Below are 16,509 nucleotides of genomic sequence, written 5' to 3' on the forward strand. Positions count from 1 at the left end.
CGCGGGACTCAATGGGCCGGGAAATGCGAAAAGCCGCCGGGGTGGCCGCGCCTTTCGGCTGCGGCCACCCCGGCGGCACGTTTCTGCTGATGTCTTGTGCGGCGCGTCAGACCTCTTCGTGCGCGACGGCACGGCGCGCGTCGGCGTCCAGGACGCCCCAGCTGATCAGCTGCTCGGTCAGGACCGAGGGGGACTGGTCGTAGATGACGGCGAGGGTGCGCAGGTCGTCCTGGCGGATCGAGAGCACCTTGCCGTTGTAGTCACCGCGCTGCGACTGGATCGTGGCGGCATAGCGCTGTAGCGGGCCCGCCTTCTCCTGCGGGACGTGGGCAAGACGCTCCAGGTCCAGGACGAGCTTCGGCGGCGGCTCGGCGGCGCCACCGGGAGCCGTACCCGGAAGGAGCTCCTGCACGGGGACGCCGTAGAAGTCCGCCAGCTCGGCGAGGCGCTGTACGGTCACGGCACGGTCGCCGCGCTCGTACGACCCCACGACGACCGCCTTCCAGCGTCCCTGGGACTTCTCCTCGACACCGTGGAGGGAAAGGCCCTGCTGGGTACGGATCGCGCGGAGCTTGGCCCCGAGCTGCTTGGCGTATTCGCTGGACATATAGCTCCCCGGACGCTGCGACAATCATGCGGCTCCGCCGCGTGGCTGGTAACTCACTGTGAGGTTACGCAGCGTTACTTGCTTGCGTCAAGCCGAATGGTCCTTACCGCCCCTTCGGTGGAGCCCGATGACGTGCGGACTCAGGAGTACTGGTACCGTGGATGGCGCAATTTCGACGTCCTTTAAGGTCCGTCCCGTGAGGCGGAGAAGGAGGTCCGTTTCATATGGACACGAATGACCCCGGTGTCGCGCGCCCTGTGCTCGAAGGCCCGGACATCGCACGGGTGTTGACCCGTATCGCTCACGAGATCGTCGAGCGCGCCAAGGGCGCCGACGACGTGGTTCTGCTCGGCATTCCCACCCGCGGCGTCTTCCTCGGCCGCCGGCTCGCCGAGAAGCTCGAAGAGATCACCGGCCGTACGATCCCGGTCGGCTCCCTCGACATCACCATGTACCGCGACGACCTGCGCATGCACCCGCCGCGCGCGCTCGCCCGCACCGAGATCCCCGGTGACGGCATCGACGGCCGTCTGGTCGTCCTCGTCGACGACGTGCTCTTCTCCGGCCGCACCATCCGCGCCGCCCTCGACGCGCTGAACGACATCGGCCGCCCCCGCGCGGTGCAGCTCGCCGTTCTCGTCGACCGCGGCCACCGCGAACTGCCCATCCGTGCCGACTACGTGGGCAAGAACCTCCCCACGTCGCTGCGGGAGACGGTCAAGGTGCAGCTCGCCGAGGAGGACGGCCGCGACGCCGTGCTGCTCGGCGCCAAGCCCGCCTCCGCCTGACCGGACCCGTCTCCCCCTTCACGGGCCCCGGGGCACACCCCTGCGCGCCCGCGCGCCCGCAGACCTCCACACACCGGAGTACACGCAGATGATGCGACACCTCATCTCGGCCGCCGACCTCTCCCGCGACGACGCCGTCCTCATCCTCGACACGGCCGAGGAGATGGCGCGGGTCGCCGACCGGCCGATCAAGAAACTGCCCGCCCTGCGCGGGCGCACCGTCGTCAACCTCTTCTTCGAGGACTCGACCCGGACCCGGATCTCCTTCGAGGCCGCCGAGAAGCGCCTCTCCGCCGACGTCATCAACTTCGCCGCCAAGGGCTCCTCCGTCTCCAAGGGCGAGTCCCTGAAGGACACCGCGCAGACCCTGGAGGCGATGGGCGTCGACGCCGTCGTCATCCGGCACGGCGCCTCCGGCGCGCCCTACCGCCTGGCGACCTCCGGTTGGATCGACGCCGCCGTCATCAACGCGGGCGACGGCACCCACCAGCACCCCACCCAGGCCCTCCTCGACGCCTTCACCATGCGGCGCCGCCTCGTCGGCCCCGACGCCGGGCTCGGCCAGGACCTCGCGGGCAAGCACATCACCATCGTCGGCGACGTCCTGCACAGCCGAGTCGCCCGCTCCAACGTCGACCTGCTGCACACCCTCGGCGCCGAGGTCACCCTCGTCGCCCCGCCCACGCTGGTGCCGGTCGGCGTCGAGCAGTGGCCCTGCGAGGTCAGCTACGACCTGGACGGCGTGCTGCCGAAGTCCGACGCCGTGATGATGCTGCGGGTGCAGCGCGAGCGCATGAACGCCGCGTTCTTCCCCACCGAGCGCGAGTACTCGCGCCGCTACGGCCTGGACGGCGAGCGCATGGCGAAGATGCCGTCGCACGCCATCGTCATGCACCCCGGCCCGATGGTCCGCGGCATGGAGATCACCGCCGAGGTCGCCGACTCCGACCGCTGCACGGTCGTCGAGCAGGTCGCCAACGGCGTCTCCATCCGCATGGCCGTCCTCTACCTGCTGCTCGGCGGCAACGAGCCCGCCGTCACCCACACCCGCCCCGTCGATTCGGAGACCAAGTAACCATGAGCAAGATCCTGATCCGCGGTGCGAAGGTGCTGGGCGGCGAGGCGCGGGACGTCCTGATCGACGGCGAGACGATCGCCGAGGTCGGCGAGGGGCTCTCCGCCGAGGGCGCGACCGTCGTCGAGGCCGGGGGCAAGGTCCTCCTGCCGGGCCTCGTCGACCTCCACACCCACCTGCGCGAGCCCGGCCGCGAGGACTCCGAGACCGTCCTCACCGGCACCCGCGCCGCCGCCAGCGGCGGCTACACCGCCGTCTTCGCCATGGCCAACACCTTCCCCGTCGCCGACACCGCCGGCGTCGTCGAGCAGGTCTACCGGCTCGGCAAGGAGTCCGGCTACTGCGACGTGCAGCCCATCGGCGCCGTCACCGTCGGCCTGGAGGGAAAGAAGCTCGCCGAGCTCGGCGCCATGCACGAGTCCGCCGCCGGCGTCACCGTCTTCTCCGACGACGGCAAGTGCGTCGACGACGCCGTGATCATGCGCCGCGCCCTGGAGTACGTGAAGGCCTTCGGCGGCGTCGTCGCCCAGCACGCCCAGGAGCCCCGCCTCACCGAGGGCGCCCAGATGAACGAGGGCGTCGTCTCCGCGGAGCTGGGCCTCGGCGGCTGGCCCGCCGTCGCCGAGGAGTCGATCATCGCGCGTGACGTGCTGCTCGCCGAGCACGTCGGCTCGCGGGTGCACATCTGCCACCTGTCGACCGCAGGGTCCGTCGAGATCGTCCGCTGGGCCAAGTCCCGCGGCATCGACGTCACCGCCGAGGTCACCCCGCACCACCTCCTCCTCACCGACGAGCTGGTCCGCTCGTACAACCCCGTCTACAAGGTCAACCCGCCGCTGCGCACCGAGCGCGACGTGATGGCGCTGCGCGAGGCCCTCGCCGACGGCACGATCGACATCGTCGCCACCGACCACGCCCCGCACCCCCACGAGGACAAGGACTGCGAGTGGGCCGCGGCCGCCATGGGCATGGTCGGCCTGGAGACCGCGCTCTCCGTCGTCCAGCAGACGATGGTCGAGACCGGCCTGCTGACCTGGGAGGCCGTCGCCGACCGGATGTCCTTCAAGCCCGCCGCCATCGGGCGGGCGACCGGTCACGGCCGCCCCGTCTCGGCAGGTGAGCCGGCCAACCTCGTCCTGGTCGACGCGGATTACCGTGGGGCAGTGGACCCCGCGGGCTTCGCCTCCCGCAGCCGCAACACGCCCTACGAGGGCCGTGAGCTGCCGGGCCGCGTCACGCACACGTGGCTCCGGGGTCGGGCCACGCTCGTCGACGGGAAGCTCACGTGACATCACTCCTGGAACTGGCCGCCGAGAAGGAATCGGCGGAGGTGACCGACTGGGCCGCGCGGCTCGGCTGGGTCGTCGGTCTGCTGCTCTTCATCGCGCTCGTCTACTGGCTGATGCGCGAGGGCTGGAAGTGGCGCGGCACGCTCCAGGGCGACCTGCCCGAGCTGCCCACCGCGCCGAGCGAGCAGGGACCGGCGAGACTTGAGCTGAGCGGCAGGTACCACGGCTCGACCACGGCAGGGCAGTGGCTCGACCGCATCGTGGCGCACGGCCTTGGCACCCGCAGCCGCGTCGAGCTCACGCTCACCGACGCGGGCCTGGACGTCGTACGCCCCGGGGCGACCGACTTCTTCATCCCGGCCGCACAGCTGCGCGAGGCCCGGCTCGACAAGGGCATCGCCGGCAAGGTCCTCACCGAGGGCGGTCTCCTGATCGTCACGTGGGAACACGGCGGCAGGCTGCTCGACTCCGGCTTCCGCTCGGACCACGCGGCCGAGCAGGCCGAGTGGGTCGAGGCGCTCAACAACATGACCGACAAGAACAGCACTACGGAAGGCACCGCACGATGACGACCTCCACCAGGGAAGCCGCCAAGGCTTCTGCCGTACTCGTCCTGGAGGACGGCCGCATCTTCCGCGGCCGTGCCTACGGGGCCGTGGGGGAGACCTTCGGCGAAGCGGTGTTCTCCACCGGCATGACCGGCTACCAGGAGACGCTGACCGACCCCTCCTACGACCGCCAGATCGTGGTCGCCACCGCCCCGCAGATCGGCAACACGGGCTGGAACGACGAGGACGACGAGTCGGCCCGCATCTGGGTCTCCGGCTACGTGGTCCGCGACCCCGCCCGCATCCCCTCGAACTGGCGCTCCGCCCGCTCGCTCGACGACGAGCTGCGGCGCCAGGACGTCGTGGGCATCTCCGGCATCGACACCCGCGCCCTCACCCGCCACCTGCGCGAGCGCGGCTCCATGCGCTCCGGCATCTTCTCGGGCGAGACGCTCCCGTCCGACGCCGAGCTCGTCGAGCGCGTCAAGGCGCAGCCCTCCATGAAGGGCCTGAGCCTGTACGAGGAGGTCGCCACCAAGGAGGCCTACGTCGTCCCGGCGGTCGGCGAGAAGAAGTTCACCGTCGCCGCCATCGACCTCGGCATCAAGGGCATGACCCCGCAGCGGATGGCCGAGCGCGGCATCGAGGTGCACGTGCTGCCCGCCACCGCCACCGAGGAGGACGTGTACGCCGTCGCGCCCGACGGTGTCTTCTTCTCCAACGGCCCGGGCGACCCCGCCACCGCCGAAGGACCCGTCGCGCTGATGACGGCCGTCCTGAAGCGCAAGACGCCGCTCTTCGGCATCTGCTTCGGCAACCAGATCCTCGGCCGCGCCCTGGGCTTCGGCACGTACAAGCTGAAGTACGGCCACCGCGGCATCAACCAGCCGGTGCAGGACCGCACCACCGGCAAGGTCGAGGTCACCGCGCACAACCACGGCTTCGCCGTGGACGCGCCGCTCGACAAGGCCGCCGACACCCCCTTCGGCCGCGCCGAGGTCTCCCACGTCTGCCTCAACGACAACGTGGTGGAGGGCCTCCAGCTGCTCGACCAGCCGGCCTTCTCCGTCCAGTACCACCCCGAGGCGGCCGCCGGCCCGCACGACGCCGCGTACCTCTTCGACCGTTTCGTATCGCTGATGACCGCAGAAGGAGCCCAGCGTGCCTAAGCGCACCGATATCCAGTCCGTCCTGGTCATCGGCTCCGGCCCGATCGTCATCGGCCAGGCAGCCGAGTTCGACTACTCCGGCACCCAGGCGTGCCGCGTCCTCAAGTCCGAGGGCCTGCGCGTCATCCTCGTCAACTCCAACCCGGCGACGATCATGACCGACCCGGAGATCGCCGACGCCACGTACGTCGAGCCGATCACCCCCGAGTTCGTCGAGAAGATCATCGCCAAGGAGCGCCCCGACGCGCTGCTGCCCACGCTGGGCGGCCAGACGGCCCTCAACACGGCCATCTCCATGCACGAGCAGGGCGTCCTGGAGAAGTACGGCGTCGAGCTCATCGGCGCCAACGTCGAGGCCATCAACAAGGGCGAGGACCGCGACCTCTTCAAGGGCGTCGTCGAAGAGGTCCGCAAGAAGATCGGGCACGGCGAGTCGGCCCGCTCGTACATCTGCCACTCCATGGACGACGTCCTCAAGGGCGTCGAGGAGCTCGGCGGCTACCCCGTCGTCGTCCGCCCCTCCTTCACCATGGGCGGCGCCGGCTCCGGCTTCGCCCACGACGAGGAGGAGCTGCGCCGCATCGCCGGACAGGGCCTCACGCTCTCGCCGACCACCGAGGTGCTCCTGGAGGAGTCCATCCTCGGCTGGAAGGAGTACGAGCTGGAGCTGATGCGCGACAAGAACGACAACGTCGTGGTCGTCTGCTCCATCGAGAACTTCGACCCGATGGGCGTGCACACCGGCGACTCGATCACCGTCGCCCCCTCTATGACGCTCACCGACCGCGAGTACCAGATCCTGCGGGACGTCGGCATCGCGATCATCCGCGAGGTCGGCGTCGACACCGGCGGCTGCAACATCCAGTTCGCGGTCAACCCCGAGGACGGCCGGGTCATCGTCATCGAGATGAACCCCCGCGTCTCGCGGTCCTCCGCGCTCGCCTCCAAGGCCACCGGCTTCCCGATCGCGAAGATCGCCGCCAAGCTGGCCGTCGGCTACACGCTGGACGAGATCCCGAACGACATCACGGAGAAGACGCCGGCCTCCTTCGAGCCGACCCTCGACTACGTGGTCGTGAAGGCCCCGCGCTTCGCCTTCGAGAAGTTCCCCTCGGCGGACTCCACCCTCACGACCACCATGAAGTCGGTCGGCGAGGCCATGGCCATCGGCCGCAACTTCACCGAGGCCCTCCAGAAGGCGCTGCGGTCCCTGGAGCGGAAGGGCTCGCAGTTCACCTTCGTGGGCGAGCCCGGCGACAAGAAGCAGCTCCTCGAAGAGGCCGTGCGCCCCACCGACGGCCGCATCAACTCCGTCATGCAGGCCATCCGTGCGGGCGCGACCCCCGAGGAGGTCTTCGACGCCACGAAGATCGACCCGTGGTTCGTCGACCAGCTCTTCCTGATCAAGGAGACCGCCGACGAGCTGGCCGCCGCCGAGCGGCTCGACGCCGCCCTGCTCGCCCACGCCAAGCGGCACGGCTTCTCGGACTTCCAGATCGCCGAGCTCCGCGGCCTGCGCGAGGACGTCGTCCGCGAGGTGCGCCAGGCCCTCGGGGTCCGCCCGGTCTACAAGACGGTCGACACCTGCGCCGCCGAGTTCGCCGCGAAGACCCCGTACTTCTACTCCTCGTACGACGAGGAGAGCGAGGTCGCCCCGCGCGAGAAGCCCGCGGTCATCATCCTGGGCTCCGGCCCGAACCGCATCGGCCAGGGCATCGAGTTCGACTACTCCTGCGTCCACGCCTCCTTCGCGCTCAGCGAGGCCGGCTACGAGACGGTGATGGTCAACTGCAACCCGGAGACCGTCTCCACCGACTACGACACCTCCGACCGCCTCTACTTCGAGCCGCTCACGCTCGAAGACGTCCTGGAGATCGTGCACGCCGAGGCGCAGGCCGGACCGATCGCGGGCGTCATCGTCCAGCTCGGCGGCCAGACCCCGCTGGGCCTCGCCCAGGCGCTCAAGGACAACGGCGTGCCCGTCGTCGGCACCTCGCCCGAGGCCATCCACGCCGCCGAGGACCGCGGCGCCTTCGGCCGCGTGCTCGCCGAGGCCGGCCTCCCGGCGCCCAAGCACGGCACCGCGACGACGTTCGCGGAGGCCAAGGCCATCGCCGACGAGATCGGCTACCCGGTCCTGGTCCGCCCCTCGTACGTGCTCGGCGGGCGCGGCATGGAGATCGTCTACGACGAGACCCGCCTCTCCGCGTACATCGAGGAGTCGACCGAGATCAGCCCCTCGCGGCCGGTCCTCGTCGACCGCTTCCTCGACGACGCCATCGAGATCGACGTCGACGCGCTCTACGACGGCGAGGAGCTCTACCTCGGCGGCGTCATGGAGCACATCGAGGAGGCCGGCATCCACTCCGGCGACTCGGCGTGCGCGCTGCCCCCGATCACCCTCGGCGGCTTCGACATCAAGCGCCTGCGCGCCTCCACGGAGGCCATCGCCAAGGGCGTCGGCGTGCGCGGCCTCATCAACATCCAGTTCGCGATGGCGGGTGACATCCTCTACGTCCTCGAGGCCAACCCGCGCGCCTCGCGCACCGTCCCCTTCACCTCGAAGGCGACCGCGGTGCCGCTGGCCAAGGCCGCCGCGCGCATCTCGCTCGGCGCGACCGTCGCCGAGCTGCGCGCCGAGGGCATGCTCCCGGCCGTCGGCGACGGCGGCACGCTGCCCATGGACGCGCCGATCTCCGTCAAGGAGGCCGTCATGCCGTGGTCGCGCTTCCGCGACATCCACGGCCGCGGCGTCGACACCGTCCTCGGCCCGGAGATGCGCTCCACCGGCGAGGTCATGGGCATCGACTCGGTCTTCGGCACGGCGTACGCCAAGTCGCAGGCCGGCGCGTACGGCCCGCTGCCCACCAAGGGCCGCGCCTTCATCTCGGTCGCCAACCGCGACAAGCGCTCGATGATCTTCCCGGCGCGTGAACTGGTCGCGCACGGCTTCGAGTTGCTCGCCACGTCCGGCACGGCCGAGGTGCTCAAGCGCAACGGCCTGCACGCCACGGTGGTGCGCAAGCAGTCCGAGGGCGAGGGCCCGAACGGCGAGAAGACCATCGTCCAGCTCATCCACGACGGCGGCGTCGACCTCATCGTCAACACCCCGTACGGCACCGGCGGCCGCCTCGACGGCTACGAGATCCGCACCGCCGCCGTGGCCCGCTCCGTGCCGTGCCTCACGACGGTCCAGGCGCTCGCCGCCGCCGTCCAGGGCATCGACGCACTGGGCCGGGGCGACGTGGGCGTCCGTTCGCTCCAGGAACACGCGGAACACCTGACCGCGGCCCGCGACTAGCAGCCCTGAGGGGGACACCGGAAACGGTGTCCCCCTCTTCGTGAGGACAACCACCATGTACAAGCTGTTCTTCAATCTCGTCTTCAAGCGGATGGACCCGGAGCGGGCCCACCACCTGGCGTTCCGCTGGATCCGTCTCGCGGCCCGCATCCCGGTCCTGCGCACCTTCATCGCGGCGGTCCTCGCGCCGCGCCACAAGGAGCTGCGCACCGAGGCCCTCGGCCTGCGGATGCACGGCCCCTTCGGACTCGCGGCCGGCTTCGACAAGAACGCCGTCGCGATCGACGGCATGTCGATGCTCGGCTTCGACCACATCGAGATCGGCACCGTCACGGGGGAGCCGCAGCCCGGCAACCCCAAGAAGCGGCTCTTCCGCCTCGTACAGGACCGCGCGCTCATCAACCGCATGGGCTTCAACAACGAGGGCTCGGCGGCCGTGGCGGAGCGCCTGGCGGCCCGCACGGCCGTCTTCAGGACCGTCGTCGGCGTGAACATCGGCAAGACCAAGGTCGTCCCCGAGGAGGAGGCCGCCGCCGACTACGTGAAGTCGACCGAGCGGCTCGCCCGCCACGCCGACTACCTCGTCGTCAACGTCTCCTCGCCGAACACGCCGGGCCTGCGCAACCTCCAGGCCACCGAGTCGCTGCGGCCCCTCCTGACCGCCGTGCGCGAGGCCGCCGACCGCAGCGTCGAGGGCCGCCGGGTGCCGCTGCTCGTCAAGATCGCGCCGGACCTGGCCGACGAGGACGTCGACGCGGTCGCCGACCTCGCCGTCGAGCTCGGCCTGGACGGCATCATCGCCACCAACACCACCATCGCGCGCGAGGGCCTCGGTCTGACATCCGAACCCGCTCTCTACGGAGAGACCGGCGGCCTGTCCGGCGCGCCCCTCAAGGAGCGCTCCCTGGAGGTCCTGCGACGCCTCTACGCGCGCGTGGGCGACCGGATCACGCTCGTGGGCGTCGGCGGCATCGAGAACGCCGAGGACGCCTGGCAGCGCATCCTCGCGGGCGCCACCCTGGTCCAGGGCTACAGCGCCTTCATCTACGAAGGGCCCTTCTGGGGCCGCGCGATCCACAAGGGCCTCGCCGCACGCCTGCGCACGAGCCCGTACGCCACCCTCGCCGACGCCGTCGGCGCCGACGTGAGGAAGCCCGCATGAGTGCCCTTGAACCCTTCGGCACGCGGCTGCGCCACGCCATGGACGAGCGCGGCCCTCTGTGCGTCGGCATCGACCCGCACTCCTCGCTGCTCTCCGCCTGGGGCCTGAACGACGACGTCGCGGGCCTGGAGCGGTTCACCCGCACCGTCGTCGAGGCGCTGGCGGGCACCGTCGCCGTCTTCAAGCCGCAGAGCGCCTTCTTCGAGCGGTTCGGCTCGCGGGGCATCGCCGTCCTGGAGAAGGCGGTCGAGGAGCTGCGGGCGGCCGGCGCCCTGGTCGTGATGGACGCCAAGCGCGGCGACATCGGCTCGACGATGGCCGCGTACGCCGAGACCTTCCTGCACAAGGACTCCCCGCTCTTCAGCGACGCCCTCACGGTCTCGCCCTACCTCGGCTACGGCTCCCTGAAGCCGGCCGTCGACCTCGCCCGCGAGAACGGCGCCGGACTCTTCGTGCTCGCCCTCACCTCCAACCCCGAGGGCGGCGAGGTGCAGCACGCGGTGCGCGAGGACGGACGCACCGTCGGAGCCACCGTGCTCGGACACCTGGCCGCGGAGAACGCCGGCCGGACGCCGCTCGGCTCCTTCGGGGCCGTCGTCGGCGCGACGCTGGGCGACCTGTCGTCGTACGATCTCGCGATCAACGGTCCGCTGCTCGCCCCCGGCATCGGGGCGCAGGGAGCCACCCCCGCGGACCTTCCCGGGGTCTTCGGCGGGGCCGTGCGCAATGTCGTGCCGAGCGTCAGCCGCGGTGTGCTCCGCCACGGACCCGACGTCACGGGCCTGCGCGACTCCGCGGCGCGCTTCGCGGACGAGATCAGGACGGCCCTCGAAACGGCCTGAGCGGAGCGCCGGGGGAGCCGTGGGCGGAGCCCGGAGCGGAGCAACGAGCCCTGCGTGCGTGCTCCGTTGACGGTTCCATGACGGTTCCCCGGCGGTCGGCCGATGGTCCACCGGCCCAAATCCGGGGTGAAATGCCCGATATGTGCAGCTCGACAGAGGCTGACCAGGACTTTTCGTCTGTTCTCGCTGACTCTGGCGGCCATGCCCGCTAGTCTCCGACGAGTAGGGGCGCCTCCCGCGCCCTTCAGGCAGTGGGGGACTGACGGGCAAGCGCGTTGCACGTTGCTCCCCAGGTGTGGGGCGACTAGGTTCCTCACCGGTCCGTATCCGACAGTTCGACATCCGAGGTGACGTAGGCGTGGCTCTTCCGCCCCTTACCCCTGAACAGCGCGCAGCCGCGCTCGAAAAGGCCGCCGCGGCTCGCCGGGAGCGGGCCGAGGTCAAGAATCGACTCAAGCACTCCGGCGCCTCGCTTCACGAGGTCATCAAGCAGGGTCAGGAGAACGATGTCATCGGCAAGATGAAGGTCTCCGCCCTGCTGGAGTCGCTGCCTGGCGTGGGCAAGGTCCGCGCCAAGCAGATCATGGAGCGTCTTGGCATCTCCGAGAGCCGCCGTGTGCGCGGTCTCGGCTCCAACCAGATCGCGTCGCTCGAGCGAGAGTTCGGTGGCGGTGCCGCCGGCTGATGTTCTCGGGCACTCCTGAGAACCTGGATAATCGCTGCATGGCTGCAACACCCCGGGGGACGTCCCCCGTACCCCCGGACGTACGTCCGCGGCTGACCGTGCTCTCCGGCCCCTCCGGGGTCGGCAAGAGCACGGTCGTCGCCCATATGCGAAAAGAACACCCCGAGGTCTGGCTCTCGGTCTCCGCCACCACCCGCAAGCCGCGGCCCGGTGAGAAGCACGGTGTCCAGTACTTCTTCGTCTCCGACGACGAGATGGACAAGCTCATCGCCAACGGCGAGCTGCTGGAGTGGGCCGAGTTCGCGGGCAACCGCTACGGCACCCCGCGCCGGGCCGTGCTCGAACGCCTGGAGGCGGGCGAGCCCGTCCTCCTGGAGATCGATCTGCAGGGCGCGCGCCTGGTCCGCGAGTCGATGCCCGAGGCACAGCTCGTCTTCCTCGCCCCGCCGAGCTGGGAGGAGCTGGTCCGCCGGCTCACCGGCCGCGGAACGGAGGCGCCGGAGGTGATCGAGCGCAGGCTCGCCGCCGCCAAGGTGGAGCTCGCCGCCGAGGCCGAGTTCGACACCACCCTGGTCAACACCTCCGTCGAGGACGTGGCGCGTGAGCTGCTAGCCTTGATGAAAGTTCTTTAGATCTACACCCGTGTCCTGACTCCGGTCTCGACATCACTTGACCCCATCGGAAGGCGAAGAGTGTCCTCTTCCATCACCGCGCCCGAGGGCATCATCAACCCGCCGATTGATGAGCTGCTCGAAGCAACCGACTCGAAGTACAGCCTCGTGATCTACGCCGCCAAGCGCGCGCGCCAGATCAACGCGTACTACTCCCAGCTCGGTGAGGGCCTCCTGGAGTACGTCGGCCCGCTCGTCGACACCCACGTCCACGAGAAGCCGCTCTCGATCGCGCTCCGCGAGATCAACGCGGGTCTGCTGACGTCCGAGGCCATCGAGGGCCCGGCGCAGTAAGCGGTTCGCACGTTCACCACAGGCCCGGCAGCACGGCTGCCGGGCCTGTGGTGTGTCATGGAGTGGTACGCATCCGAACGCGGATCCGAGCGCGGGGAGACAGAGGCAGTGGCCGAGAAGCCGAAGGTAGTCCTTGGGGTCAGCGGCGGCATCGCCGCCTACAAGGCGTGCGAGCTGCTGCGGCGGCTGACGGAGTCGGGCCATGACGTGCGCGTCGTGCCGACCGCGTCGGCGCTGCACTTCGTCGGCGCCGCCACCTGGTCCGCGCTCTCCGGCCATCCGGTCTCCACCGAGGTCTGGTCCGACGTCCACGAGGTGCCGCACGTCCGCATCGGGCAGCACGCCGACCTCGTGATCGTCGCCCCCGCCACCGCCGACATGCTGGCCAAGGCGGCCCACGGCCTCGCCGACGACCTGCTCACCAACACGCTCCTGACGGCCCGCTGTCCGGTGGTCTTCGCCCCCGCCATGCACACGGAGATGTGGGAGCACCCCGCCACCCAGGAGAACGTCGCCACCCTGCGCCGCCGCGGCGCCCTCGTGATCGAGCCCGCCGTCGGCCGCCTCACCGGGGTGGACACCGGCAAGGGCCGCTTCCCCGACCCCGCGGAGCTCTTCGAGGTCGTACGCCGCGTCCTCGCGCGCGCGGACCGGACCCAGGACCTGTCCGGGCGCCACGTCGTCGTGAGCGCGGGCGGTACCCGCGAGCCCCTCGACCCGGTCCGCTTCCTGGGCAACCGCTCCTCGGGCAAGCAGGGGTACGCCCTCGCCCGCAGCGCGGCGGCGCGCGGCGCCCGCGTCACCCTGGTCTCCGCCAACACGACGCTGCCCGACCCGGCGGGCGTGGACGTCGTGCCCGTCGGCACCGCCGTCCAGCTGCGCGAAGCCGTCCTCAAGGCCTCGGCCGACGCCGACGCCGTCGTGATGGCGGCCGCGGTGGCCGACTTCCGTCCGGCGACGTACGCCGCCGGAAAGATCAAGAAGAAGGACGGCCAGGAGCCGGCGCCGATCGCGCTCGTCCGCAACCCCGACATCCTCGCGGAGATCGCGGGGGAGCGGCCGCGCCCCGGCCAGGTGGTCGTCGGTTTCGCAGCGGAGACGGAGGACGTCCTGGCCAACGGCCGCGCCAAGCTCGCCCGCAAGGGCTGCGACCTGCTCGTCGTCAACGAGGTCGGCGAGCGCAAGACCTTCGGCTCCGAGGAGAACGAGGCCGTCGTGCTCGGCGCCGACGGCAGCGAGACGCCGGTCCCGTACGGCCCGAAGGAGGCGCTCGCGGACACGGTCTGGGACCTGGTCGCGGAGCGGCTGGCCTGACGGCGGGAGGGGCGGCTCTCCTGCCCGAAAACGGCAGAAACTGCCGCCGCGGCCGTTCGTCTCACCATCCGGACAGCGAATCACGGCCATTTTCCGAGGGCCGCTTTCGTCTCTTGGCGGAACTTGGCCACATTTCGGCGCGTCTCTTGACGACGTCTTCGCAGGCAGGGCTCAATGTCGTCTTCGCCCCCTCAGGCGCGCCGTACCCGGGAAAACCGGGTCCGTGAGCCTCCGGCGGAGACCGAACGTCGTACCGCGCAAGGCAGTGCCGCAGGTCACAGGGCTCCCAAGTGGCGAGACATGTGGACCTGCGGCCGAGTGTGACCGATAAACTGGTCTCGGACGACGCCGGGCGCAGCTCCCGGCCGTCCGCCCATGATCAGCCAGCAGCCGCTGCAACCACAGGGAGCGATGTGTCCCGGCGCCTCTTCACCTCGGAGTCTGTGACCGAGGGTCACCCCGACAAGATCGCTGACCAGATCAGCGACACCATTCTCGATGCGCTTCTGCGCGAGGACCCGACCTCTCGGGTCGCCGTGGAGACGCTGATCACCACCGGTCTCGTCCACGTGGCCGGCGAGGTCACGACGAAGGCGTACGCGCCGATCGCGCAGCTCGTGCGCGACAAGATCCTCGAGATCGGTTACGACTCCTCCAAGAAGGGCTTCGACGGCGCTTCCTGCGGCGTCTCGGTCTCCATCGGCTCGCAGTCCCCCGACATCGCGCAGGGCGTCGACACGGCGTACGAGCAGCGCGTCGAGGGCGACGAGGACGAGCTCGACAAGCAGGGCGCCGGCGACCAGGGCCTGATGTTCGGCTACGCCTGCGACGAGACCCCGGAGCTCATGCCGCTCCCGATCCACCTCGCGCACCGGCTCTCGCGCCGCCTCTCCGAGGTCCGCAAGAACGGCACGATCCCCTACCTCCGCCCCGACGGCAAGACCCAGGTCACCATCGAGTACGACGGCGACAAGGCCGTCCGCCTCGACACCGTCGTCGTCTCCTCGCAGCACGCGAGCGACATCGACCTGGACTCGCTCCTCGCGCCCGACATCCGCGAGTTCGTCGTCGAGCCCGAGCTGAAGGCCCTCCTCGAGGACGGCATCAAGCTGGAGACCGAGGGCTACCGCCTCCTGGTCAACCCGACCGGCCGCTTCGAGATCGGCGGCCCGATGGGCGACGCCGGCCTGACCGGCCGCAAGATCATCATCGACACGTACGGCGGCATGGCCCGCCACGGCGGCGGCGCCTTCTCCGGCAAGGACCCGTCCAAGGTCGACCGCTCCGCCGCGTACGCGATGCGCTGGGTCGCCAAGAACGTCGTCGCGGCCGGCCTCGCGGCCCGCTGCGAGGTCCAGGTCGCGTACGCCATCGGCAAGGCCGAGCCGGTGGGCCTCTTCGTGGAGACCTTCGGCACCGCCACGGTCGACACGGACAAGATCGAGACGGCCATCGCCGAGGTCTTCGACCTCCGCCCGGCCGCCATCATCCGCGACCTCGACCTGCTCCGCCCGATCTACTCGCAGACCGCGGCCTACGGCCACTTCGGCCGGGCGATCCCCGACTTCACGTGGGAGCGCACGGACCGCGTGGACGCGCTGCGGAGGGCGGCGGGGCTGTAGTCCCGGCCGCTGGTTTTCGAGGCCCGGTTCTCCCTTCGGAGGACCGGGCCTCGGTGTCTCACGGACTGTCCTCCGGCGGAGCGGGCTCGTCGTCGATGGTCGGGGTGGGGGCGTGGAAACGTCGCCTCACGTCATCGATGACATCCTCCCTGCCGTGGGCGCGCGCCAGATCGATGAACCTCTTGGCGAACAGTTCCAGGTCCTCGTCGTCGTCACAGAAGCCGAACCACGACAGCAGCGAATCGAGCGGAGAGTCCGGAGCTTCGTCGCCGGGGAGCGACCAGCCGGGGCCGGGAGACGGCTGCCACGCCGTGGTCGGATGCTGGTCGCCTTGCGGGACGGACGCCGCGAACGACGGCACGGCCGGGGGAACCAGGTGCTCGAAGGCGGGAGCGACGCGTTCATTGTTGGCCGCGGCCGACAACCGTGCGAAGAGGCCGATGCGATCGACTGCCCCTTCGACCTTCTCTTCGTTCCGGGCGAGCCACCACACCACCGCGCTTCCTGGGTCCTTGAGGACGTCGTCACCCAGGTAAGCCCGCTTGCTCCGCTCGTAGTTGCGCTCGTGCTCCCAGACGTCCTCGTCTTTGCGGACGTTGGAGAGCTTGGCGAGGCGTTCGCGATCGATGTCCGGCAGTTGGAGCGTGACGTCCTGGGCCATCGCCAGAATGCGGCCCGTCGCGTCGGCCCGCATCGTGCCCAGAGCCCCGTCCAGCTGGTGCTGCGCCAGCGCGGCCTGATGCGGTGGCTGCTGCGCCGTCAGTGTCCTCGCGCGCTGGAGCACGGCATCGATCGCCAGTCCCGCGGGATTGATGTACGGGGCGTCTTCGGGTGCGTCCAACATCGTCCACCGCACGGTGGCGGAGAAGGAGAAGTCGTAGTCCGTGACGGAGCTCGGCAGCGCCACGTACGCGACGCGCTGCTCCTGACGATGCGGAGCCGGCAGAGGTTCGTCGGGATCCGGAGGGAAGTACGGGGCGGGTCGGTCCGGACCCTGCCCCAGGATCTGGTGCGTCACCAGGGCGATGACGAGGAGCAGTGCAGCCGTGGTCGGCCAGGCCCATAACGGCCAGCCGGCGCTCAGGCCGAGTATGACGAGGATCAGTCCGAGGATGACCGTGACGAACGCGGTCATCGTCTTG

Annotated in this window: 15 protein-coding genes; 13 read left to right on the top strand and 2 right to left on the bottom strand. The window is 70.3% G+C overall.

Features of this window, described 5'->3' with window-relative positions:
• Window positions 1-106 precede the first annotated feature (106 nt).
• The gene (gene bldD / locus ACZ7DY_RS29935; protein WP_030787240.1) at window positions 107-607 is read right to left on the bottom strand and encodes a transcriptional regulator BldD; all 501 of its coding nucleotides are present in this window, start codon (window positions 605-607) and stop codon (window positions 107-109) included.
• Window positions 608-831: 224 nt separating this feature from the next.
• On the opposite strand from bldD, the gene pyrR reads away from it, so the two are divergent.
• The 13 genes from pyrR (at window position 832) to metK (ending at window position 15,367) form a co-directional block, all read left to right on the top strand.
• Window positions 832-1,395 carry a bifunctional pyr operon transcriptional regulator/uracil phosphoribosyltransferase PyrR gene (gene pyrR, locus ACZ7DY_RS29940; RefSeq protein WP_471140616.1) on the top strand — a complete coding sequence of 188 codons (564 nt, stop codon included), beginning with the start codon at window positions 832-834 and terminating at the stop codon, window positions 1,393-1,395.
• A gap of 88 nt (window positions 1,396-1,483) precedes the next feature.
• The gene (locus ACZ7DY_RS29945) at window positions 1,484-2,470 is read left to right on the top strand and encodes an aspartate carbamoyltransferase catalytic subunit (protein WP_471140618.1); all 987 of its coding nucleotides are present in this window, start codon (window positions 1,484-1,486) and stop codon (window positions 2,468-2,470) included.
• A 2-nt stretch (window positions 2,471-2,472) separates the two neighbouring features.
• Window positions 2,473-3,759 carry a dihydroorotase gene (locus ACZ7DY_RS29950; RefSeq protein WP_471140621.1) on the top strand — a complete coding sequence of 429 codons (1,287 nt, stop codon included), beginning with the start codon at window positions 2,473-2,475 and terminating at the stop codon, window positions 3,757-3,759.
• Window positions 3,756-4,328, top strand: coding sequence for a PH-like domain-containing protein (locus ACZ7DY_RS29955; protein WP_471140624.1), 573 nt, complete (start codon window positions 3,756-3,758; stop codon window positions 4,326-4,328). Before ACZ7DY_RS29950 ends, ACZ7DY_RS29955 begins: the two co-directional genes overlap by 4 nt.
• Window positions 4,325-5,476: a glutamine-hydrolyzing carbamoyl-phosphate synthase small subunit gene (gene carA / locus ACZ7DY_RS29960; RefSeq protein ID WP_471140627.1), complete on the top strand. Its 1,152-nt coding sequence runs from the start codon at window positions 4,325-4,327 to the stop codon at window positions 5,474-5,476. Before ACZ7DY_RS29955 ends, carA begins: the two co-directional genes overlap by 4 nt.
• Window positions 5,469-8,777 carry a carbamoyl-phosphate synthase large subunit gene (carB, locus tag ACZ7DY_RS29965; RefSeq protein WP_471140630.1) on the top strand — a complete coding sequence of 1,103 codons (3,309 nt, stop codon included), beginning with the start codon at window positions 5,469-5,471 and terminating at the stop codon, window positions 8,775-8,777. Before carA ends, carB begins: the two co-directional genes overlap by 8 nt.
• Before the next feature lie 55 nt (window positions 8,778-8,832).
• Window positions 8,833-9,939 (top strand): quinone-dependent dihydroorotate dehydrogenase, encoded by a 1,107-nt coding sequence (locus tag ACZ7DY_RS29970; protein WP_471140633.1) that lies wholly within the window; start codon window positions 8,833-8,835, stop codon window positions 9,937-9,939.
• Complete coding sequence (gene pyrF, locus ACZ7DY_RS29975; protein WP_471140635.1) at window positions 9,936-10,781, top strand: orotidine-5'-phosphate decarboxylase; 846 nt, start codon at window positions 9,936-9,938, stop codon at window positions 10,779-10,781. Before ACZ7DY_RS29970 ends, pyrF begins: the two co-directional genes overlap by 4 nt.
• A gap of 358 nt (window positions 10,782-11,139) precedes the next feature.
• Window positions 11,140-11,466, top strand: a complete 327-nt coding sequence (locus ACZ7DY_RS29980; RefSeq protein WP_055564204.1) for an integration host factor — start codon at window positions 11,140-11,142, stop codon at window positions 11,464-11,466.
• Window positions 11,467-11,504: 38 nt separating this feature from the next.
• Window positions 11,505-12,098 (top strand): guanylate kinase, encoded by a 594-nt coding sequence (gene gmk, locus ACZ7DY_RS29985; protein WP_471140638.1) that lies wholly within the window; start codon window positions 11,505-11,507, stop codon window positions 12,096-12,098.
• 60 nt (window positions 12,099-12,158) lie between these two features.
• Window positions 12,159-12,431 carry a DNA-directed RNA polymerase subunit omega gene (gene rpoZ / locus ACZ7DY_RS29990; RefSeq protein ID WP_005319902.1) on the top strand — a complete coding sequence of 91 codons (273 nt, stop codon included), beginning with the start codon at window positions 12,159-12,161 and terminating at the stop codon, window positions 12,429-12,431.
• Window positions 12,432-12,488: 57 nt separating this feature from the next.
• The gene (coaBC, locus tag ACZ7DY_RS29995; RefSeq protein ID WP_471140640.1) at window positions 12,489-13,745 is read left to right on the top strand and encodes a bifunctional phosphopantothenoylcysteine decarboxylase/phosphopantothenate--cysteine ligase CoaBC; all 1,257 of its coding nucleotides are present in this window, start codon (window positions 12,489-12,491) and stop codon (window positions 13,743-13,745) included.
• 413 nt (window positions 13,746-14,158) lie between these two features.
• Window positions 14,159-15,367 carry a methionine adenosyltransferase gene (gene metK / locus ACZ7DY_RS30000; protein WP_471140643.1) on the top strand — a complete coding sequence of 403 codons (1,209 nt, stop codon included), beginning with the start codon at window positions 14,159-14,161 and terminating at the stop codon, window positions 15,365-15,367.
• A 58-nt stretch (window positions 15,368-15,425) separates the two neighbouring features.
• Here metK and ACZ7DY_RS30005 read toward each other — a convergent pair whose 3' ends face one another.
• Window positions 15,426-16,502 carry a hypothetical protein gene (locus ACZ7DY_RS30005; protein WP_471140645.1) on the bottom strand — a complete coding sequence of 359 codons (1,077 nt, stop codon included), beginning with the start codon at window positions 16,500-16,502 and terminating at the stop codon, window positions 15,426-15,428.
• Window positions 16,503-16,509 lie beyond the last annotated feature (7 nt).

The sequence above is a fragment of the Streptomyces sp. NPDC037013 genome (assembly GCF_055607265.1).

Bases quoted from the DNA above. Each gene is read 5' to 3' on its own strand.
- ACZ7DY_RS29945 (WP_471140618.1), top strand. From the start codon at position 1,484: ATGATGCGACACCTCATCTCGGCCGCCGACCTCTCCCGCGACGACGCC.
- bldD (WP_030787240.1), bottom strand. From the start codon at position 607: ATGTCCAGCGAATACGCCAAGCAGCTCGGGGCCAAGCTCCGCGCGATC.
- gmk (WP_471140638.1), top strand. From the start codon at position 11,505: ATGGCTGCAACACCCCGGGGGACGTCCCCCGTACCCCCGGACGTACGT.
- ACZ7DY_RS29950 (WP_471140621.1), top strand. From the start codon at position 2,473: ATGAGCAAGATCCTGATCCGCGGTGCGAAGGTGCTGGGCGGCGAGGCG.
- ACZ7DY_RS30005 (WP_471140645.1), bottom strand. From the start codon at position 16,502: ATGACCGCGTTCGTCACGGTCATCCTCGGACTGATCCTCGTCATACTC.
- ACZ7DY_RS29970 (WP_471140633.1), top strand. From the start codon at position 8,833: ATGTACAAGCTGTTCTTCAATCTCGTCTTCAAGCGGATGGACCCGGAG.
- carA (WP_471140627.1), top strand. From the start codon at position 4,325: ATGACGACCTCCACCAGGGAAGCCGCCAAGGCTTCTGCCGTACTCGTC.
- coaBC (WP_471140640.1), top strand. From the start codon at position 12,489: ATGGAGTGGTACGCATCCGAACGCGGATCCGAGCGCGGGGAGACAGAG.
- pyrF (WP_471140635.1), top strand. From the start codon at position 9,936: ATGAGTGCCCTTGAACCCTTCGGCACGCGGCTGCGCCACGCCATGGAC.
- pyrR (WP_471140616.1), top strand. From the start codon at position 832: ATGGACACGAATGACCCCGGTGTCGCGCGCCCTGTGCTCGAAGGCCCG.